General features: G+C 59.8%; 20 protein-coding genes. All 20 read right to left on the bottom strand.

Annotated elements, in window-relative coordinates:
- The gene (locus FBY04_RS09210; RefSeq protein WP_145315047.1) at nt 1-510 is read right to left on the bottom strand and encodes a phage baseplate assembly protein V; all 510 of its coding nucleotides are present in this window, start codon (nt 508-510) and stop codon (nt 1-3) included.
- On the bottom strand, nt 510-1,625 hold the full coding sequence (locus tag FBY04_RS09205) for a phage baseplate assembly protein (protein WP_145315046.1): 1,116 nt from the start codon (nt 1,623-1,625) through the stop codon (nt 510-512). The genes FBY04_RS09210 and FBY04_RS09205 overlap by 1 nt, the downstream gene beginning before the upstream one ends.
- A 6-nt stretch (nt 1,626-1,631) precedes the next feature.
- Nucleotides 1,632-2,873: a DNA circularization protein gene (locus FBY04_RS09200; RefSeq protein ID WP_145315045.1), complete on the bottom strand. Its 1,242-nt coding sequence runs from the start codon at nt 2,871-2,873 to the stop codon at nt 1,632-1,634.
- Nucleotides 2,874-2,884: 11 nt separating this feature from the next.
- The gene (locus tag FBY04_RS09195; RefSeq protein ID WP_145315044.1) at nt 2,885-4,918 is read right to left on the bottom strand and encodes a phage tail tape measure protein; all 2,034 of its coding nucleotides are present in this window, start codon (nt 4,916-4,918) and stop codon (nt 2,885-2,887) included.
- Nucleotides 4,919-5,048: 130 nt separating this feature from the next.
- Nucleotides 5,049-5,348 carry a phage tail assembly protein gene (locus FBY04_RS09185; RefSeq protein ID WP_145315042.1) on the bottom strand — a complete coding sequence of 100 codons (300 nt, stop codon included), beginning with the start codon at nt 5,346-5,348 and terminating at the stop codon, nt 5,049-5,051.
- Entirely contained in the window at nt 5,348-5,695 is a 348-nt protein-coding gene (locus tag FBY04_RS09180; RefSeq protein ID WP_145315041.1) for a phage tail tube protein, read from the bottom strand. Before FBY04_RS09180 ends, FBY04_RS09185 begins: the two co-directional genes overlap by 1 nt.
- A 57-nt stretch (nt 5,696-5,752) precedes the next feature.
- Complete coding sequence (locus FBY04_RS09175) at nt 5,753-7,249, bottom strand: phage tail sheath subtilisin-like domain-containing protein (protein WP_145315040.1); 1,497 nt, start codon at nt 7,247-7,249, stop codon at nt 5,753-5,755.
- Entirely contained in the window at nt 7,246-7,485 is a 240-nt protein-coding gene (locus tag FBY04_RS09170) for a DUF2635 domain-containing protein (protein ID WP_256666821.1), read from the bottom strand. Before FBY04_RS09170 ends, FBY04_RS09175 begins: the two co-directional genes overlap by 4 nt.
- Complete coding sequence (locus tag FBY04_RS09165; RefSeq protein WP_145315039.1) at nt 7,482-8,093, bottom strand: hypothetical protein; 612 nt, start codon at nt 8,091-8,093, stop codon at nt 7,482-7,484. The genes FBY04_RS09170 and FBY04_RS09165 overlap by 4 nt, the downstream gene beginning before the upstream one ends.
- A 61-nt stretch (nt 8,094-8,154) precedes the next feature.
- On the bottom strand, nt 8,155-8,550 hold the full coding sequence (locus tag FBY04_RS09160; protein WP_145315038.1) for a hypothetical protein: 396 nt from the start codon (nt 8,548-8,550) through the stop codon (nt 8,155-8,157).
- A gap of 53 nt (nt 8,551-8,603) precedes the next feature.
- Nucleotides 8,604-9,125, bottom strand: coding sequence for a hypothetical protein (locus FBY04_RS09155; RefSeq protein ID WP_145315037.1), 522 nt, complete (start codon nt 9,123-9,125; stop codon nt 8,604-8,606).
- Nucleotides 9,118-9,480, bottom strand: a complete 363-nt coding sequence (locus FBY04_RS09150) for a phage head closure protein (RefSeq protein WP_145315036.1) — start codon at nt 9,478-9,480, stop codon at nt 9,118-9,120. Before FBY04_RS09150 ends, FBY04_RS09155 begins: the two co-directional genes overlap by 8 nt.
- Nucleotides 9,481-9,482: 2 nt before the next feature.
- On the bottom strand, nt 9,483-10,034 hold the full coding sequence (locus tag FBY04_RS09145) for a hypothetical protein (RefSeq protein WP_145315035.1): 552 nt from the start codon (nt 10,032-10,034) through the stop codon (nt 9,483-9,485).
- A gap of 3 nt (nt 10,035-10,037) precedes the next feature.
- Entirely contained in the window at nt 10,038-10,325 is a 288-nt protein-coding gene (locus tag FBY04_RS09140) for a hypothetical protein (RefSeq protein ID WP_178118270.1), read from the bottom strand.
- Nucleotides 10,326-10,373: 48 nt separating this feature from the next.
- Nucleotides 10,374-11,693 (bottom strand): phage major capsid protein, encoded by a 1,320-nt coding sequence (locus tag FBY04_RS09135; RefSeq protein ID WP_145315034.1) that lies wholly within the window; start codon nt 11,691-11,693, stop codon nt 10,374-10,376.
- A gap of 63 nt (nt 11,694-11,756) precedes the next feature.
- The gene (locus FBY04_RS09130) at nt 11,757-12,701 is read right to left on the bottom strand and encodes a S49 family peptidase (RefSeq protein ID WP_145315033.1); all 945 of its coding nucleotides are present in this window, start codon (nt 12,699-12,701) and stop codon (nt 11,757-11,759) included.
- Nucleotides 12,698-13,969 (bottom strand): phage portal protein, encoded by a 1,272-nt coding sequence (locus FBY04_RS09125; protein ID WP_145315032.1) that lies wholly within the window; start codon nt 13,967-13,969, stop codon nt 12,698-12,700. The genes FBY04_RS09130 and FBY04_RS09125 overlap by 4 nt, the downstream gene beginning before the upstream one ends.
- A 2-nt stretch (nt 13,970-13,971) precedes the next feature.
- Nucleotides 13,972-14,157 (bottom strand): hypothetical protein, encoded by a 186-nt coding sequence (locus tag FBY04_RS09120; RefSeq protein ID WP_145315031.1) that lies wholly within the window; start codon nt 14,155-14,157, stop codon nt 13,972-13,974.
- Nucleotides 14,154-15,968, bottom strand: a complete 1,815-nt coding sequence (locus FBY04_RS09115; RefSeq protein WP_145315030.1) for a terminase large subunit — start codon at nt 15,966-15,968, stop codon at nt 14,154-14,156. The genes FBY04_RS09120 and FBY04_RS09115 overlap by 4 nt, the downstream gene beginning before the upstream one ends.
- Nucleotides 15,931-16,431: a phage terminase small subunit P27 family gene (locus FBY04_RS09110; protein ID WP_178118269.1), complete on the bottom strand. Its 501-nt coding sequence runs from the start codon at nt 16,429-16,431 to the stop codon at nt 15,931-15,933. The genes FBY04_RS09115 and FBY04_RS09110 overlap by 38 nt, the downstream gene beginning before the upstream one ends.
- Nucleotides 16,432-16,571: the final 140 nt, after the last annotated feature.

The following is a 16,571-nucleotide window of genomic DNA, read 5'->3' as shown; positions in this document are numbered from 1 at the left end:
TCATGGTGCAGCCGCCACGGGCGGGCCGCTGACGTCGTCGCCGTGCTCGACCCCGTCGTGTCCGTGCTGCATCTGGCTGATGCCACCGGCCACCTGATCGTCATCCGATTCAATCCGCCCGGTGGTGCGAATCACAGGCGTATCGAACTCGACCGCCTCCGTCGCCTTGACCTTGAACGTCACGGTTTCGACCTCGATCACCCGATTGCGCTTAAGGTGGATCTTGTCGCCCTCGTCGGTGTACAAGGCGACCTCGCCCGACTCCATGCCTTGCAGGCGAAACCGGCGGTCGCCGGCACAGAGAATCACCCCGTGGGAACGGTCGCCGCCGAAGAACGCCGCCAGCACCTCGGCGCCGGGCAGCGGGTTGGACGTGAAGCCGTAGGCCTCGAAGTGCTCCATGCCGTCTTTGACTTCGTTGGCCAGCAACTTGACCTGCATCCCTTGCATTTTGCTGGCCGCATTGACCAGCACCACAACGCCGCGTGACAGCAGATTTTTCAGGTTCATTATTCGGGTTTCCAGTCAGCCGGGATCAGGTATTCGAAGTTGTCCGCCTTGCCGCCCTTCTTGAGCTTGCGGGCTTTGTGCGGGTCTTTCGGTTCGGGTAGAAAGGCCTCAATCGGGCCGACCGTGATGTGCGACAGCGTGCCGCCTTCGTCCAGGCTGTATTCGATTTCGCTGATCAACATGTCCCGGTCCAGGCCCAGCAGCGCATCCACCACGCGCACGATGGTGTTGACCTTCCACAGCGCGCCGTTCGATTGCCGCCAGCCCTGGACGGTGTACTGCACCATCAAGGCTTTGCCGATGCGGTTGCCGCGCTCCCAGTTGGCCCGCGCCTCGGCCAGCTCGGTGGTCATTTGGCCGCTCTCCTGAATAAGCAGCACCCGCTTACGCGGCGACCTGGGGTCGGTGACACGGGCCTGCACCTCGGACGCCTCGGCGCCGTCTTCGTCGTCCTTGCGTTTGCGCTGGCCGACCACGCGGTATTCCGAAAACACCCCGGAAAAGTCCGCCCCCATCGAGCCTTCCAGCACGTTTTCGCCCAACTCCAGACGGTCGAAGGTGCGGCCGCCGCTGCCGGGCTCGATGATCACCAGGCGCCCGTATTCGTCATCCGTGGACAGCAAGCGCGACAGGGTCAACAGCCGGTCGATGGATTCGAACACCGTCTCGCCGGGCTCGATGGTGTGCTCGGAGATTTGCGACGTCTCGGTCACCTGGCTGATGACCTGAATGCCGTACTCACCCGCCAGCGCCTGGACGATGGCCTGCATGCTTTGCCCGCTCCATTGCCCGGGCTGATTGATCGCCGCGCTGTCGACCAGATCCGCCGGTTTGGAACGCCCGCCCATGCCCCGGGTAATTTGATTGGCGTCATAGCGGATCGGCGTAGCAAAGACGTAGCCGGTCAACACCAGATCCTGGCCGATGCGCACCTGGGCACGGTCGCCCTGCTTGATTGGCACCGGCACCATGGTCGATGGGCCATCGGGTGACCAACTGATGTCGAGGGTGAAGTCTCGACACTGGCGCTCGATGCCGGCGCTGATGCTGACTTTCTTCCAGCCGCCATAATCCAGGCCGTTGACGCTCAGCGTCACAGCATTGTTGTCTTGCATGGGGGCTTACTCCTGGGCGACTTGCAGCGGCAACGGCGGCAAGAAACCGGGGTGCGTGATTTTGTTACGCGTAACGATTTCGGCCGCGCGGGTGGCGTCGCCAAACTGCTGATAGGCCAGCACCAACGCCGGCAAACTTTGCTTAGGCGTCACCGCCACCATGCGCACGCTGGCCTGGGCCACGGCGGTCAAATGCTCCTTAACGAGCTTGCGCACGCTTTGCAGCCGTTCGAAGTGCTCAAAGGGCGCCACTAGCGCCGCCTCCCACAACACCGCCACCAGGGCGTCACGCAGCGCCAGAACCTCGTCAGCGGTCGGCACCTCGGGGCGCTCGATGGGCAGCGCCGTTTGCTGCGCCACCGTGGGCACGCCCGGCAGCGCCGCTGGGGGCAGAACGATCGGCATGGCCGACACCACCCGCACGGCGTAGACGATCAGGATTTCGCGCACCAGATCCCGGGTCGCCTGCACCGCTGCCACCGTCGCCGCGCCACCAGATGGCGGCGGCAAGGCGGCGATGGCCTGGGCGCTTTCGACCTGGCTACTGGCCTCGCGCTTGGACGAACTGAAACGGTCGAACTCCCCGGTCATGCTGGAAAACTGCGCCCGCAACATCGACGACAGGTTGTCGGGGAAATTCATCACCATGTCCGCCAGCGCCACCACGGAACTGACCAGGCCCGTTATCTGGCTGATTTCCCGCTGAATCGCCATCTGCACCCCGGCAATGCCGTTTTGCAGTTGGGTGATGCTCATTTTCGCTTTGTTGACCAAGGCCATAGCTGCCTTGTATTTGCCAACAATCGAATCCAGCAGGCTTTCGTTTTCGTCCTCCAGTTGCCGCGCTGTGTTCGGCACGCCGGCCGGATAACCCTTGTCGCCCGCCTCGATAAACGTCAGATCAAACATGACCATGCCGCCGTCGCGGCGACGATGGGACACGTTGCAATCGGTCGCCGTGACGGTCATCTGGCCAAACCAGGGATGGACCAGAATCCCTTCCCCGGGCTGGTTCAGCGCGTGCAGCAGGTTGTCACGCTGAAAAAAGCAATCGTCACCAATGACGAAGCCGGCCCACTGAATGATCCGGGTCTTTTCGCCCAGGTCTTCTACCTTCGGTTTGTTGCGCTGGGGGTACTCGTGTAGCTGGGTCCGGCGTCCAGCCGGGGCGCTGTCGTCGTCGACCCAAAAGGGCACGCCCCGAAACGACGCCGGCTGTAGCTCGTCGCGCCACGTCTTCGCTGCCATGGGAGTTCCTATTATTTCGATAAGCTGCGGACACCAACCTGCGACTTGACTTGCAAGCCCGGTTGATTGGTTTGGCTCGACTCCATTTTCAAACCCGGCGGCGCGTTCTCGAACCGCATCACCAGGGCGCCGTCCAAACTGGCGCGCTGATTAGCGGCCGCCATTTGGTTAAGCGAGCCTGGCGCCCGTAGCAGCGATTTCGGATCGAGCCCGCCGCCCTGGGTTTGGTTGCGCTGGGCTTGCAGCCCTTGGGCGTTTTGCACGGCACCGGCCTGCACAAAGCTGCCATCGCCGCCACCCACCCCGGCATTCAGGTCGCGTTGTTGATCGGTCCACCCTTTGATCTTGTCCGTCGCCGTGGCGATCACCCCGGGGCCGCCTTCACCAGCGCCGAAGTAATTCAGGATCGGTTCCAAGAACGGCCGCACGCTGTCCCAGATGCCTTTAAAAAAGGCCGTGATCGGCGACCAGTGCTTAACGATCATGCCCATCGGCGACCAGTCGAACACCGTGCCCAGGAAGTCGAAGAACGGCACCGACATCACCTTGATCAGCTCCCACAGCTGCAAGAAGAATGCTTTCAAGGGCTCCCAGTTTTCGATGACCTGGCCCAGCGGCGACCACTCGAACGCCGCTTGCATCCAACCCCAGACCCGCATGGCAGGCGCTTCGATCTTGGCCCACACCGCCTGGAAAAACGGCGCCACCGTCGACCAATTGGCCAGCAGGAAGCCGGCCGCCAGGGCGATGCCGCGCACCACCAGGCCGACAATGCTTTTCTTCGTCACGTTGTTGAACATGGTCATGGCCACGGTGCCGCCCATCACCGCCAGGCGCAGCACGGTGAAGCCCACCGCCGCGCCCAAAATACCCTTGATCAAACCCGGATGTTCGCCGGCCAACTTCGACACGTTGGTGATCAGTGGCCCGACCGTTTTCAGGAAGTCGTTAAACGGTGGCAGCAATGCCGAACCGACCTCGATGCCCAAACGGGTGACGCGGTTTTTCAGCAGCTGCACAGCGTTGGCGGTGGTTTCCGAGCGCGACTGAAACTCTTTCTGCATCGAGCCGGCATATTGCTGACGGTCCCCGACCATCTTGAAGTTGGCTTGCAGGGTGTCCAAGTTGGTCAGCAGCGGCGCAATCGCCCCCACCGATTCCTTGCCAAACAGCTGTGTCAGAACGGCGGCCTGTTTGCTTTTTTCGACATGCGCAATCGACTTCAACACCTTGTTAATGGTGCCTTCGGAGTCGGTCGACATGCCCTTGGCGATCTGCGCCGAATCCAGGCGCAAGGCCTTAAACGCTTCCTTTTGCGCCTTGGTCGCCGCCGTGCCCGACGTCAGCGTCAGGGCGAAGTTTTTCATGCCCGTCGCCGCGACGTCCTCTGCGATCCCCACGCCCGCCAGGGCGGAACCCATGGCCGCAATCTGTCCAGCGTTAAGCCCGGCTATTTCGCCCAGGGGGCCGATGGCCGTAACGATCTTGGAAATTTGCGCCGTGCTGGCCGCTCCGGTGTTGCTCAACTGGTTGATCTTGTCCGCCAGGCTGACAACATCCGTCTGGCTCAACTTAAACGCGGTTCGCCACTTGGCCATCATCGAGCCGGATTCTTCGGCCGTTTGGTCGAAGGCCACGCCCATTTTTACTGCGTCTTCGGCAAACGCTTGCAGCTCGTCGCGGGCAATGCCCGACTGACCACCGGCCGCGACAATGGCCGCGATACCCTCGGCCGACATCGGCAGCCGCTCAGACAGCGCCAGAACATCCTGGCTCATCTGCTTGAACTGGTCCGGCGTTTTAAAGTCGACCACTTTTTTAACGTCGGCCATGGCGCTTTCAAAGCCCATTGCCGCTTGGGCGCCCATAATAAAAGGGGTCGCCAAAGCGCCGCCTTTAATAGCGTCCATAAACGTGATGTTGCCCAGGCCCGTGCTATTAAGTTGCTTACGCAACCCCATGGCATTTTTACGAACACCCTGGAGCATGGGCGACAGTTTATCGACGCCGGTAATAAGCGCCTTTAACTGAAACTTATCGGCCATTATTCCACCCGCTGTTCTTGCACGATCCTGTAAGCGTGGTCGTAACTTTCAAACACCACGTCGAGAGGCCGACCCATCATTAGTTCAGGGTCGGTTTTCCAGAAGTACGCCAGGTCATAAGCCAGCGCGATCAGGTCGTGGGGGCTTCCGTATTGCTCGGCATGAAAAAACCGACCACCTGCCAGGCCAGGGTGTTCAGGTCGGACAACTCCAGCTGATTGACCGAGCTGGCCGGAATCGCCGCGCAAATCGCCAGGTACTTACACGCGGCCTCCATGTCCAGCACCGGCAGCATGGTTTCACCGAGGGTGTACGGCAGCACCTTAAGCGCGCGAATCTCCGCCACGGTTGGGCGGCGGATGTTCAACACGCTGACTTCTTCGCCGTGCGCCTGGATCGGGGCCGCGAGTTTAAATTCTGTCTTTTCCATTACTGCCAATCCCCGCTAATGCCTTCAAATTTCAAACTCAGCTTGCCGTCATCACCGGTGAAGGTGATGTCGTCTACGGCATAACCGCCGCTCAACACATAACTACTGCCGTCTTTAAACTCGGCGGTTACGGTCAAGTTAGTACCCTTGGTAATCTTCGAAAGATCCAGGCCCGGGGTTTTAATCGCATCCACCTTGACGAAAGGCGTTACGTCCTCTTCCTTGAAGTAACCTTTGACGACGGTTTCCCGCTTAACGTCCGAAGCCGGAACTTCGACGCCGCCGGTAATCACCAACTGATCACCGTCCACTTTGATGTAACAAGTACCAGCAACTTTCTGGCCCATGAATAACCCCCACTAAAAAGCCCGCACAGGGCGGGCTTAGTTGTTACTTGGATCGGCTTACGCCGCTTCGGAATACTGCAAACGGAACTGATACAGCAGCGCGAACACCCGCAACTGATTGACCAGATCCGGCGGAAACAACACGTTCAAGCGGTTCGGGTTGGTCGCGTCGCGCTCAACGATCAGGTTGGCCTTAAACAGCTCCATGTTCTCCACGATGCCCATCCGCTCCAGCTCGCCATAGGCCGCGATCAGCTCGCCACGAATCACCAGCGGCGTGACGATGGCCTGGCCGGGGCCGAAGCTGGTGCCGTCATTGGCCAGCTTGTGCCGGCCGTACTTGCTGGTAATGCGGTTTTGCAGGAAGCGCAGCACGTGCGCCGACTGGTGCAGCGGCTCGCTGTCCATGTACGAGTTATCAGGCTGGTCATAGGCGTTACGCTGGTACGTCGTCACGGCCCGCTGAATCCGCATCGAACTGCCGGAATAGTTGAAGGTCGCGATACCGCTGCCGAGCAACGCTTGTGCCTCATCGATCAGGAAGCGATCACTCGACGGCGCCGGGTCGATCCCTGGCATGGCGCCCGTTTGCGTCGGTCGTGCCGGGTCCGCGCTGATAAACACCGCCGTACGCGCACCGAACTGCGCCGCCACTTCCCAGACCGGCTGGGGAATGCTTGCCTCCATCCCGCCGATACTGATGTGCGGGTCGTTACGCAAACGCCCGGCCGCCGCCAACTGGCCAAGGCTGCCGCGCTTGGCGCTGTAGACATGGCCGTAAATCTGTTTCGCCCAGGACCAACGGCCGGTGCTGTCGTTCATCACGTCGCGCCAGTCATCCAGGGTGGACGCATCCGTCCATGGCTGGGTAATGAACTCGAACGGTTCGTCGCCCAAGGCGGCCAAGGCCACCGCCATATCCGGCGTACCGACACCGTCAGCCATCGGCGTGACCGCCACCGTCAGGCCGGCCGGGGTAATTTCGCCATTGACGCGGCCCAGGCGATTCAGCGACAACGAAATGTCGTTGCCCAACTCACCCTTGAACTTGCTGGTCAGCGTCACCGCCCCGGCAAGCGCGACCGCCGAAACCGGCAGATCCCGCGCCTCATTGATCGCGGTGGCCAGCGCCGCCGCCGTGGCGGTCGCGGTCGCCTGCTCCGGCACAATCGAGCGCACGCGCTTGCCAGCCACGTACAGGTTAAGCAAACCGGCTTGGGTGGCGGTGCCCGTTACGGTAACGGTGGCCTTGGCTGACACACCAGTGGTCACCCGCAACGGCAGACACCACACCTCGCCGGCCACGTCGATGTCTTTGTGCAGCTTGTGCATGGCCGCCAACATCGAGCCCGCACCAGCTATGGCGATGGCTTGCGAAGTGCGCGATACCATCACCAGGCGACCGATATCGTCGTCGGTGGCGTCGTCGTTGACCTGGCCGACGATCAGCCGGCGCAGGGTCGACGTGGCGCTGTTGGCCATCGAGTTATCGACTTCGGCATAGAACAGCGGGACACGGATATCAGACGGGATATTGTTAAAACTGACGCTCATTGCTCACCCCCAGCGCTGGCAGCGGCGGCAGCTTTGGCGCCGCCCTTTTTCACGGGCGGCGTCTCGACCAGCGGCACGTCTTCCGGCTCAGCCAGAACCGCGTCACCCGCGCTAATCCGGCGTTGCCAATACACGGTGTGCGGCACGTCCGCGCCTTTGTCGGGCAGCAGGGCGCCACCCTTGTCGGGATCGGGGCACGCCCGACCGGCGACCGGCTTCAGATAGATTCGTTTCACGGTTGCAGATCCTCGCGGGTTTTAATTTCGATACGGCCGTCAGGGCCTTTCGGGGACAGGTTCGGGTCGACAAACACGTCGATAAAATCGACGTCCATATCCACCCCTTCCAGCGGCGCCAAGCCATCAAGCACCAGCTCTTGCCAGGTTTCAGCGGGGGGGATTGGGTCGCCAGCACCGTAGCCACCGTGCCGCCCGAGCTGGAAACTCGAGAGGAACGTGAACTGGTACACCACCCGCGCCCGACTGATGTGGAGCAGCGCTCCCTTGCCGTATTCAATTGGGTCGTAGTCGGGTCCGGGGCACCATCCAACTAACGCACGCCAGAGCTCCGCCCGCAGGTCATGCAACAAATCATTGTCTTGCTGGCCTCGCTCATCACCGGTGTCCAGGACAATAACGACAGCAAATTGCTCAGTGATGTCCTGGATGACGGAGTTCTGGGCTTTGCTCGGGCTCGCAGCGTCTGCCGAAGCAATGACATAGGCGGCGGGCAGGGCCAGCTGGGCACTCTCCACTACGGCGTCCCAATCAATGCCGCCGGTAATGCGCCGGGCAAAGGTGGGGCATGTCGCTCGTAGGTGAGCAACAATCGGGTTCAATTTCATTGATCGAATCTCAGGTATAAAAAAACCCCGCATCAGCGAGGTTCTTTTTTTGAGGTGGCTTTTAGCCGTTTTTGAAACTTTCCAAAGCAGACCCAATGTCGATATCAGCTGGCAGCGGAAGCTTCATAACTGCAACATCGGACTCGTTGGAAAATTTTGTCTCCGCCATTTGGCGAGCATTGCCATTCACCGACTTAAAGGTACCCGCCTCGTAAAGCCAGATGTGAGGTGCACTCTTGCCATTCAGCGTGACGTTCCAGCATCCGATCATTGAGCGGTCACCAATCACTTTCGAGTCGCACTGAACAGAACCATTCGGGTAAATCTTGTGGTTCAGGTAGATGAGCGTAATGCGATCAATCGCAGCGCTTGGCGCCTTATCGGCAGCTTCGACTGCGCTGGCATTCATCATCAGCGCCGACACGGCGAAAGGAGCGAGTAAGGTCAACACTTTCATAGGGAACTCCCTGTAGTTAGAACAGTGAGCCTATCCCAAAGCGGTTTGGGGAGTCACGTCAACGCTCCTGCGAACCCAGCCTTCAAAATCAACTCGACCTGCGATGACGAATCTTGCAGCGCATCTGCCATGTAGTTGTCGCGAGGCTTGATTCTCCATTCACCTGCCGCACGTTCGGCTAGAGCAGCGGCACGCGCGCCCTGGGCACGCCGATTCGATTTACCCTTACCCTTCCCGGGCGCCAACTTTCCGAGCTTCTTGCCCTTCTTTACGCCGTAGTGCAGGTAGGCCGGATAGAAAGCTTCCATTGCCGAAGTTTTAGTAGGCGATATCCGAACGAGAAAACCCGACCGGGACACCTTGAAGCTGATCGACTCCACAGTGGCACCGGTACGATTAACCGGGTAGCCATCCTGGCCATGCCCTAGCGCGAGGTTCATCTGAGCCTTTTGCGTGACTAGCAGGCCGACCTTACGCATCGCAGCGCGGATTTTTCGCTTATCGAAGGCATCACGCTCGAATTTGTCGAAGCCCTCGACGTGTAGGTAGCCGTCAATCGAAGCTGAGTTAGACAAAAATACCTCCCGCGGCTTTCACCGGTCCGAGTTCTTCAACCTCAAGCAGGGTGAATCGGCGACTACCGTTCATGTCCGCGACCCTGCGCACCCGGTAAATCGTTGCGCCGTGAACGACTTCGTGCGCCTCGCTAATACCCTTCAGGTAATAGAAGGTCACCCTGTGAGTGATCTTCACATCGGTCTGGACCCCGGCGGCGTAAACGGCGGTACCGACTGGCTCTATCTTTGCCCACCGTTTTTTCTGATCAGTGAACAACGAATCGAGCCCCTGATCGGGCGCCGGAATGTCCGACCTCAAACGCAACGTGATGCGCCGGTCCAGTTCACCAGCGCTCGGCTCGCGCATCGCCATATTCAGAACCTCGGCGGGACGGTGACCTCGGCCACCAGGTGATCAAGAAAAGTAGATGGCAGCTCGGCCAGGGTCTGGCCCACCAGAAACATTTCCGGATGGCGGTAAATTGTCGCTGCAGCCATCAACAGCCAGTTGCGAACACCAGGATAAAGGTCAAGCTCAAGCGCGGCCTTGTAGCGAATGCGAAGTCGACCGCTGGGCCGAGCTGCGGGGAAGAACAAAAAACTCTCCCGTTGCTCCTGTCGCAGTTCGAACGGTCCGACCACCTCGGACCATGTGCCGTCTGATTGTTGCGCGAAAATAGAGACGACCTCATTGGCCTGCCCCACATCCAAGGCGTGCCCACTTACCCGATCTGCTGGCCATTCCTCCTCGTAAACGGCACCGCGAATTGCAGCACCTGTTTTCGATTCGCACTGAGCAGTGACGCCGGGAATGATGATCTGCTCGATCAGCGCTGGCTCCATGTCCTCCGGTTCAACCCGACACTGGAAAGCTACCTGATCCAGTGTCAGTGCAGGGTCGCCGAAGTACTCGATTCGACGGGCCATGACTTACGGCTTCGCGTCGTCATCGGTACCCGCGTTATCGCTGCCAGTTTCAGCACCGGTTTCCGCCGCACCCGATGGCTCGGAGGAAGAGTTTGCTGCGCCCGTTTCACCAGCTCCCTTTGCACCACCGGTTTTGGCTGCCACTGCCTTGCCGGCTTTTGGCTTTTCGTAGGCCTCAGCAAAACCCTTGGATTTCAGGCCTTCTGCAACCTCTTGGTCAAATCCGGCCAACTCGTCAGCCGAGTAACCGCGCCAGGCTTTCAGAAACCGCACAACAACTTTATCGCTCATCGCTTCAACCTCAGATATGCAAAGCCCCGCCGAAGCGGGGCAAAAGAGTTACATGCCAGCGCCCCATTTCACGGCGACGGCGACCACGATGCACTCCACGTGACGCGGACCGAAGTCGTGCTTGGCGATGACCTTGACCAGGGTCTGGTCACGCTGGAAGGCGCTGACCATGTTCCCCTCGGAGTCCTTGTACGAGGCCTCGCTACTGAACGAGATCGTCAGGTCCATGTCCTCACCGATCATCATGTCGGCGAAGTTGACGAAGTAGAATTCGGTCTCGTTGCTGCCCGCGCCAAGGTTCACCGGGATCTGGTTGCTCAGACCAACCGGGTAACCCTTGAACAGACCCTGTTCAATTTCCGGGTAGGCCTTGTTGCCGTTGCCATCACGCAGCGATTGCAACCAACGGAACACGCGCGGATGCATCAACCAACCGCAGTCCTTCATCATCACGTTGGCCGTTTCGATGCGAAGCATCATGCCGCCGCAGAACAGGTCAATTTTTTCCAGGGTGATGCCAGCGGTGTCGGGAGCGGGCAACACGTTGAATGCCTGTGCCCAATAGCGCATGCCCTTGGGCAACGAGCCCGTGCCATCTGCCCGGACAAAGTGCAGGTCTTCCGAGAGTCCCATCGATACCGCAAGGTCGCTGACAACGATGTCATCGGTTCGCGGGCTGGTGCCAGCGTTGGCAATCAGGTCATTTGAGATAGGTACAATCGCAGCCGCTTTTTTCGCGGAAAGCTTCGTATCTGCGAACGTCATGCCAGTGATCGGGATATCGGTATCGGTACCGATGTAGGTCACAACGGTGTTGCCAGTGATGCGTGGCATGGTCAGGTTGCCGTTGTTCAACGGCAGACTTCGGGTGCCCATCTTGCGCACAACCGACATTGGGCGCAGAGCCTCAATGATCTCGGTCGCAAAGTTTTGAGGAACCAATACACCGCCGGCACCCGGCGTCACTGTACTCAGAGCCATGGCAACATCAGTGGAGAAACCACCTTGTTCCGCCATTTGAGCGGCCTGCTGCTGATTGCCTCCCGCAGCGGCCAACAAACGGACCATCTGAGCCATACGCACACCTGGTGCACCAGCTGGACCCGACTCAGAAATGTAACCTGGTGAATGGTTAGTACGGCCTTTCGCCAACTCGTTTACCGGGACCGCACTGGCGGCGGCCATTTTCTCGGCCTGTTCCGCTCGACTGATCTTGTCAGTCAGCGCATTGAACTGAGCCTCCAGACTGGTGAATTGAGTCAGCTGCTCAGCTGAGAGGGTTTCACCGCCAGACTCAAGCTTTGCCAGAGCCTGAAGCGACTCATTGAGTTTGGCGCGTTCGCTACGCAATTGAAGTACGAGGGACATGTTGCCTCCTGGGCATAAAAAAACCCGCACAAGGCGGGCTTCGAACGACTGCCGCGAACGCGGTCAGATCTTGGTTTGAAAATCCATTGCTGCTGCACGGACCGAAAGGCGGCCCTGCTGCCGGTTGGCTCGGCTCACTGCCACCGAGTTGGATAAATCATCGACGGCCTGTTGCGGGCTCTGCATGCGATCGGCGAGACCCGCGGTGATTCCGGCTTGCCCTCGATACAAGCCAGCCTCGGTGGCGATAACCTGCTGCACCGAGAGCCCGCGGTAGTCGGCGATCGCATTAACGAAGAGCTGATAGCTCTCCTGCACAACGTCGTTGAGGTACTTGAGCGACTGGTCGCTCAACGGTTCGTGAGGGCTGAGGTCGTTTTTATGGGCACCAGCAAACACAGTGGTCACCTTGACGCCCATGCCCTCCTCCATCTTGGATCGGTCCATGTGACTGGCGATGACGCCGATAGAGCCGACACCACTGGTCTGGCTCACCACCAGTTCGCTACAGGCGGCACCGATCAGGTAGCCGCCGCTGTAGGCCATGAAGTTGACGATGCCGGTGATGGGCTTTTGCTGGGCCATGGCACGAATGTCGGCCGCCAGCTCGAACGCGCCGACGGCAGAACCGCCAGGGCTGTCGATGTCCAACACGATGCGCTCGACCATCGGATCCGCAACAGCGTTGCGAATCTGAGCCCGAAGCGTTTCGTAGCTGGTCATCGTCTCGCACATACTGACGTGGCTGCCGCGACTGACCAATACGCCGCTGACCGGAATCACTTCAATACCGGTTCGCGCAATTGCTGTGCGGCGTTCTTCTTCGCGCTGGGCGATGCGGTCCAGGCCATCGTCAGACCAGAGACCGGCGCCTGCTACGGCCCCGATGTTGACGATGTTCAGGCTCATTGCCTGGTTGGCCCAACGGACGCCGAGGTCCAACATGTCAGGCATCACCAACAGCGGCTGATTGAACAGCAGGCTGGAGGCTCGCAGGTAGTTTTTCATTGCGCGAGAATCCTCTCTATTTCAGCGTGCTGCAGTTCGAGCTGCGCTCGCACGTTAGGGTTGGTCAAGTCAGGGACGCCCTTGCCTGCGTCCACCATGTTTAGCGGTTGGAGATAGATCTCACCGCCCGGAACCGGAGGCATGTTCTCCAGCCGGCGAATGTCGTTGACGCTGAGCCAGCCCCACTGGCGACCGATGGCGTAGGACTCATAACGACTCTTCTGATCACCGCGCAAAAGGCCGGAAAGGTTGAATTCGATGAAGTACTCGCGCCGGTCAGCAGGCAATAGAAAGTCGCGCATCATCGACTGCTCGTGACGCTTGACCCACGGCAACAGGGCGAACACGACGAACTGAATCATCAGCTGTTCAAGAGTGTTGTAGTTGGACTTTTCCAGGTCGTTGACCATGGGCAGCGGGATCTTGTAGATCCGGGCGATGTCGGTACCGCTGGTTTTGAGAATGCCCAATACCTCGGCATCCACGTTGCTCATCGACACGGGCTTGAAGGTCATCCCTTCTTGCAGCAGGGCGACTTTTTTTGCGTTGTCCATACCGCCGAACTTCTGCCCCCACTGATCGACGATCTTGTCGATGCTGTTCTGATCCTTGATTGCCGGCGCCTCGTGCGGCCGCTGAATTACCCCCGAGACGGTTGCCCCATTGGCGAAGCTTTTCCCGGTGTACTGCCGCACAGCTTGAGCCAAGCCTATCGATTCAGCATGTACTTCAATCGGCGATAGACCCACGTAGTGGTTGGTGCTGAACCATCGCACGTGGTGGATCATGCGCATCGGCAGCGCTTCCCCGCCGCTGATCCTGTAATACGGCAGCATGTCGCCGCCCTTCAGCACCTGCACTTTGTCGTTGCACAACGGCCAGAGCGCCGCGACGTTGCCGTCATCCCGTCGGTCAATGAAGCTGTAAGCGTTACCCCGCAAACCGGCAGCACCTTGCGTGCACTCCCGGTATTCATACGGCGTTTGAAATCCGTTTGGCTGGTACCGAAGGACGTCATACGCCGGATGATTGATGGCCGCTTCGCGCTGACCGTTGTCCAGCCGGCGATACATCTCGCAGGGCAGTTGCCCCATGGTTTCAGCCAGGAGCGTGACGCAGTTTTGCAGGATCGGCAGGCCCAACGCCGACTCGGGCGTGACCCTCATGCCCGTGCTGTTGCGGCCACCACCCAGCAGACCGCGCCAAAAGCCGCCGCCCGTTTCTGTCAGATTTCCGCGCCCCTCGCCGAGCGCGCTTGAAAAGAACATGCTCAACCTCCTTGGGGTTTGGATTTGGCTTTCAGTGCGGCGGATGCGCGATCGGCAAGGAATGACCAGGCCATCAAGCCCAGGCCTGCGACAATGCAGGCAGCCGGCATGCTGATCATTGCCACGCCGCACACCAGCAGACCGAAGCCCAGCAGACCGGCCAGCCATGAAAGGATGACCAATTTCATATACCCGCCCCTTCGTCGTAGATGGATTTACCGCTCTGCCCAGCTGCCTTGCTGCTGATGCCGACGGCCATGATGGATGCGACGATGCCGTCGATCCGGCCCGTCGCCTTGGCCTTGTCGGCCTTACGGTTGTTGGCTGGATCGGAAACAATCACCGCGTTGCCGGCGCACCAGGTCATTACCGGGTTGCCGTCGTGACGCAGGGTTTCAACTGTCTCGCTTTCGACGACCTCCCAATCAGCGGGATCGAGGTCGATCACCTCCTGTTCGGGGGCCAAGCCCAGCAAGCGGCGCTCAAACTCATCGACTGCCGGCCCCATGTCCTTGTAGCCCTGACCGAAGCCGACCATTTCCGGCAACGAGATGTCGTACTCGGACATCAGTTGCAGCAGGTCTTCGATGCGCCAACGGTCATAGGCAATGCGCTCGACATCGAAGTACGCACAGATGGTGACTAAGCGCCGCAACACATGCAGCTTGCTGATGGCCCGGCCTGGGGTCGTTTCAAGGTGCCCATCTTTAACCCACATCGCGTAGGGCACCTTGTCGCGATCCTCGCGCCCTTGAAGGTCGTCGTCCGGGATCCAGAAGTACGGCAGCAGACGCCAGTGCGGATCGTGCGGGGCGGGCCAGAAGATCAGGACGAATGCGGTCAAGTCCGTGGTGCTGGCTAGATCGAGCCCGCCGACGCATCGGCGGTTGCGCAGTAGCCGCATTGGCACGCGCTCTTCGGCTTGCTTCCAAACGCCCCAAGAAATCCATGGGGCATCGGCTTGGGTCCATTCGCAGAAGTTGAGGCGGCGCACCACCGACTCTTGAGCCGGTAACCCTCGGGCCGACTGGACCTGCTCACGCAAGTACTTGCGACCGGGGATGCCGTCGCTTTGCCCTTCGGCGATGTAGTCCAGCGAGGGGTTGACCTTGGGCCAGCAGGCCTCGTCCTTGAACGGGTCGTCGCCCTCATCCAACGAACAGATGAAAGCGAAGAAACTGTCGTCATCTTCGATGGCCGCGCAGATCCGCACACCCAGGTCGTGATACTGACCGCAGACCGTCTTCTTGTCGGAGCCACTGTTGGTGATCATCACCACCATAGCTTTGCGACGGTTCTTGGTACCGGCGCGCATCATGTTCACGGTGGAAGCGGTCTTGTGCTCGTGCAGCTCGTCGAGCAAACCAATGTGCGGCCGCGGGCCGGATTTGCCTTCGTCGGCACTGATGGGCCGAAAAAAGGAGTTGGTGTTCGGGTAGAACAGGTTCCAGACTTTTTCATCGCGACCAGACTGCACAAGTCGCGAGCGAAGTTTCGTCGACATGTCGACCATCGACACGGCATCCCGAAACAGGATCATCGCCTGGTCGCGTTTGGTGGCAGCCGCGTAGATTTCAGCACGCTGCTCACCGTCGGCCACCAACCCATAAAGGCCGATGCCAGCAACCAACGGGCTTTTGCCCGACCCTTTCCCTGTCTCGATGTAGCCGAGTCTGAAGCGGCGATAACCGTCAATGGTCATCCAGCCGAACAAACTGCCGACGACAAACGCCTGCCAGGGCGCGAGCATGAAAGGCATGCCCTCGTAGTCGCCACCGTTGAGGCAAAGGACCTCTTCGAAAAAGCCAAGAGCGCGGTTGACGCGCTCAAGATCCCAGACCAAACCGCGAGACGGTCCGTGCTCAAGATCTCGAAGGTGGCGTTTACAAGCGTTACGGACGTTGGGGCCGGCGACGATTTCGCCAGCCAGGACGGCGTGGGCGAAGCAAGTGACGCGGTCGTCAGCTGAAGTACTTCTCTGCGGCGTCTCGTTGGGCATTTGGGAATAGATCACCTTGCGGGGCCGGGGCAGTTTTCAGGTTGCGCCGGGACATTGGCGACATGCCGAACTGGGCGCCGGCAGCATTGGCACGCTTCTCCGCGTCGTTCGCGAGCTGCCGAAGGACGTGCATCTGTTGCGCGCCGGTCTTGAAGGTCTGGATATCGCCGCCCAATTCGTCATTGGACTCAGCGTTGCGCTTGGTGATCAGACGCTGGTAGCGGCGCCAATCAGCAACGGCCTGGCAGTAGGTGGCCAGCGCCATCGCGTCGAGCTGTGAAACGATGCCCAGAGAAATCAGCGCGGGGATCAGTTCGTCCCACTCGGCGATTGCTTCAGGAGACAAGACATCGGGCCTTGGCGGCGCGCCCACCGGGACAGCCGGCTGCGCTACCTGGGCGAGCAGGTCATCGATATTTTCCCGCCCCTTATTTCCCTGCAAAATTTTGAGCGCCACCGGCATTCCGGGGCGCCCTGAGTTTCCATTTCCGGCCATAAAATACCCCCTTACCTTGATACCCCCCCTCCCTCATTTTTACCGACTTTGCGAAGAGAGGGGGGCGAGCGGTCTAGAACAAATTCCCGCGGAAGTTTTTCACCCCC

Source organism: Pseudomonas sp. SJZ080, assembly GCF_007828295.1.
GTDB classification, from domain to species: Bacteria; Pseudomonadota; Gammaproteobacteria; order Pseudomonadales; family Pseudomonadaceae; genus Aquipseudomonas; species Aquipseudomonas migulae_A.
Note: the sequence above shows the minus strand (reverse complement) of the source record. Positions and strands in the feature narration are given on the sequence as shown.

Coding starts and splice junctions, on each gene's coding strand:
- FBY04_RS09140 (WP_178118270.1), bottom strand. CDS start 10,325: ATGAGCGATAAAGTTGTTGTGCGGTTTCTGAAAGCCTGGCGCGGTTAC.
- FBY04_RS09135 (WP_145315034.1), bottom strand. CDS start 11,693: ATGTCCCTCGTACTTCAATTGCGTAGCGAACGCGCCAAACTCAATGAG.
- FBY04_RS09130 (WP_145315033.1), bottom strand. CDS start 12,701: ATGAAAAACTACCTGCGAGCCTCCAGCCTGCTGTTCAATCAGCCGCTG.
- FBY04_RS09210 (WP_145315047.1), bottom strand. CDS start 510: ATGAACCTGAAAAATCTGCTGTCACGCGGCGTTGTGGTGCTGGTCAAT.
- FBY04_RS09180 (WP_145315041.1), bottom strand. CDS start 5,695: ATGGGCCAGAAAGTTGCTGGTACTTGTTACATCAAAGTGGACGGTGAT.
- FBY04_RS09115 (WP_145315030.1), bottom strand. CDS start 15,968: ATGCCCAACGAGACGCCGCAGAGAAGTACTTCAGCTGACGACCGCGTC.
- FBY04_RS09205 (WP_145315046.1), bottom strand. CDS start 1,625: ATGCAAGACAACAATGCTGTGACGCTGAGCGTCAACGGCCTGGATTAT.
- FBY04_RS09145 (WP_145315035.1), bottom strand. CDS start 10,034: ATGGCCCGTCGAATCGAGTACTTCGGCGACCCTGCACTGACACTGGAT.
- FBY04_RS09110 (WP_178118269.1), bottom strand. CDS start 16,431: ATGCCGGTGGCGCTCAAAATTTTGCAGGGAAATAAGGGGCGGGAAAAT.
- FBY04_RS09200 (WP_145315045.1), bottom strand. CDS start 2,873: ATGGCAGCGAAGACGTGGCGCGACGAGCTACAGCCGGCGTCGTTTCGG.
- FBY04_RS09125 (WP_145315032.1), bottom strand. CDS start 13,969: ATGTTCTTTTCAAGCGCGCTCGGCGAGGGGCGCGGAAATCTGACAGAA.
- FBY04_RS09165 (WP_145315039.1), bottom strand. CDS start 8,093: ATGAAATTGAACCCGATTGTTGCTCACCTACGAGCGACATGCCCCACC.
- FBY04_RS09185 (WP_145315042.1), bottom strand. CDS start 5,348: ATGGAAAAGACAGAATTTAAACTCGCGGCCCCGATCCAGGCGCACGGC.
- FBY04_RS09150 (WP_145315036.1), bottom strand. CDS start 9,480: ATGGCGATGCGCGAGCCGAGCGCTGGTGAACTGGACCGGCGCATCACG.
- FBY04_RS09175 (WP_145315040.1), bottom strand. CDS start 7,249: ATGAGCGTCAGTTTTAACAATATCCCGTCTGATATCCGTGTCCCGCTG.
- FBY04_RS09195 (WP_145315044.1), bottom strand. CDS start 4,918: ATGGCCGATAAGTTTCAGTTAAAGGCGCTTATTACCGGCGTCGATAAA.
- FBY04_RS09120 (WP_145315031.1), bottom strand. CDS start 14,157: ATGAAATTGGTCATCCTTTCATGGCTGGCCGGTCTGCTGGGCTTCGGT.
- FBY04_RS09160 (WP_145315038.1), bottom strand. CDS start 8,550: ATGAAAGTGTTGACCTTACTCGCTCCTTTCGCCGTGTCGGCGCTGATG.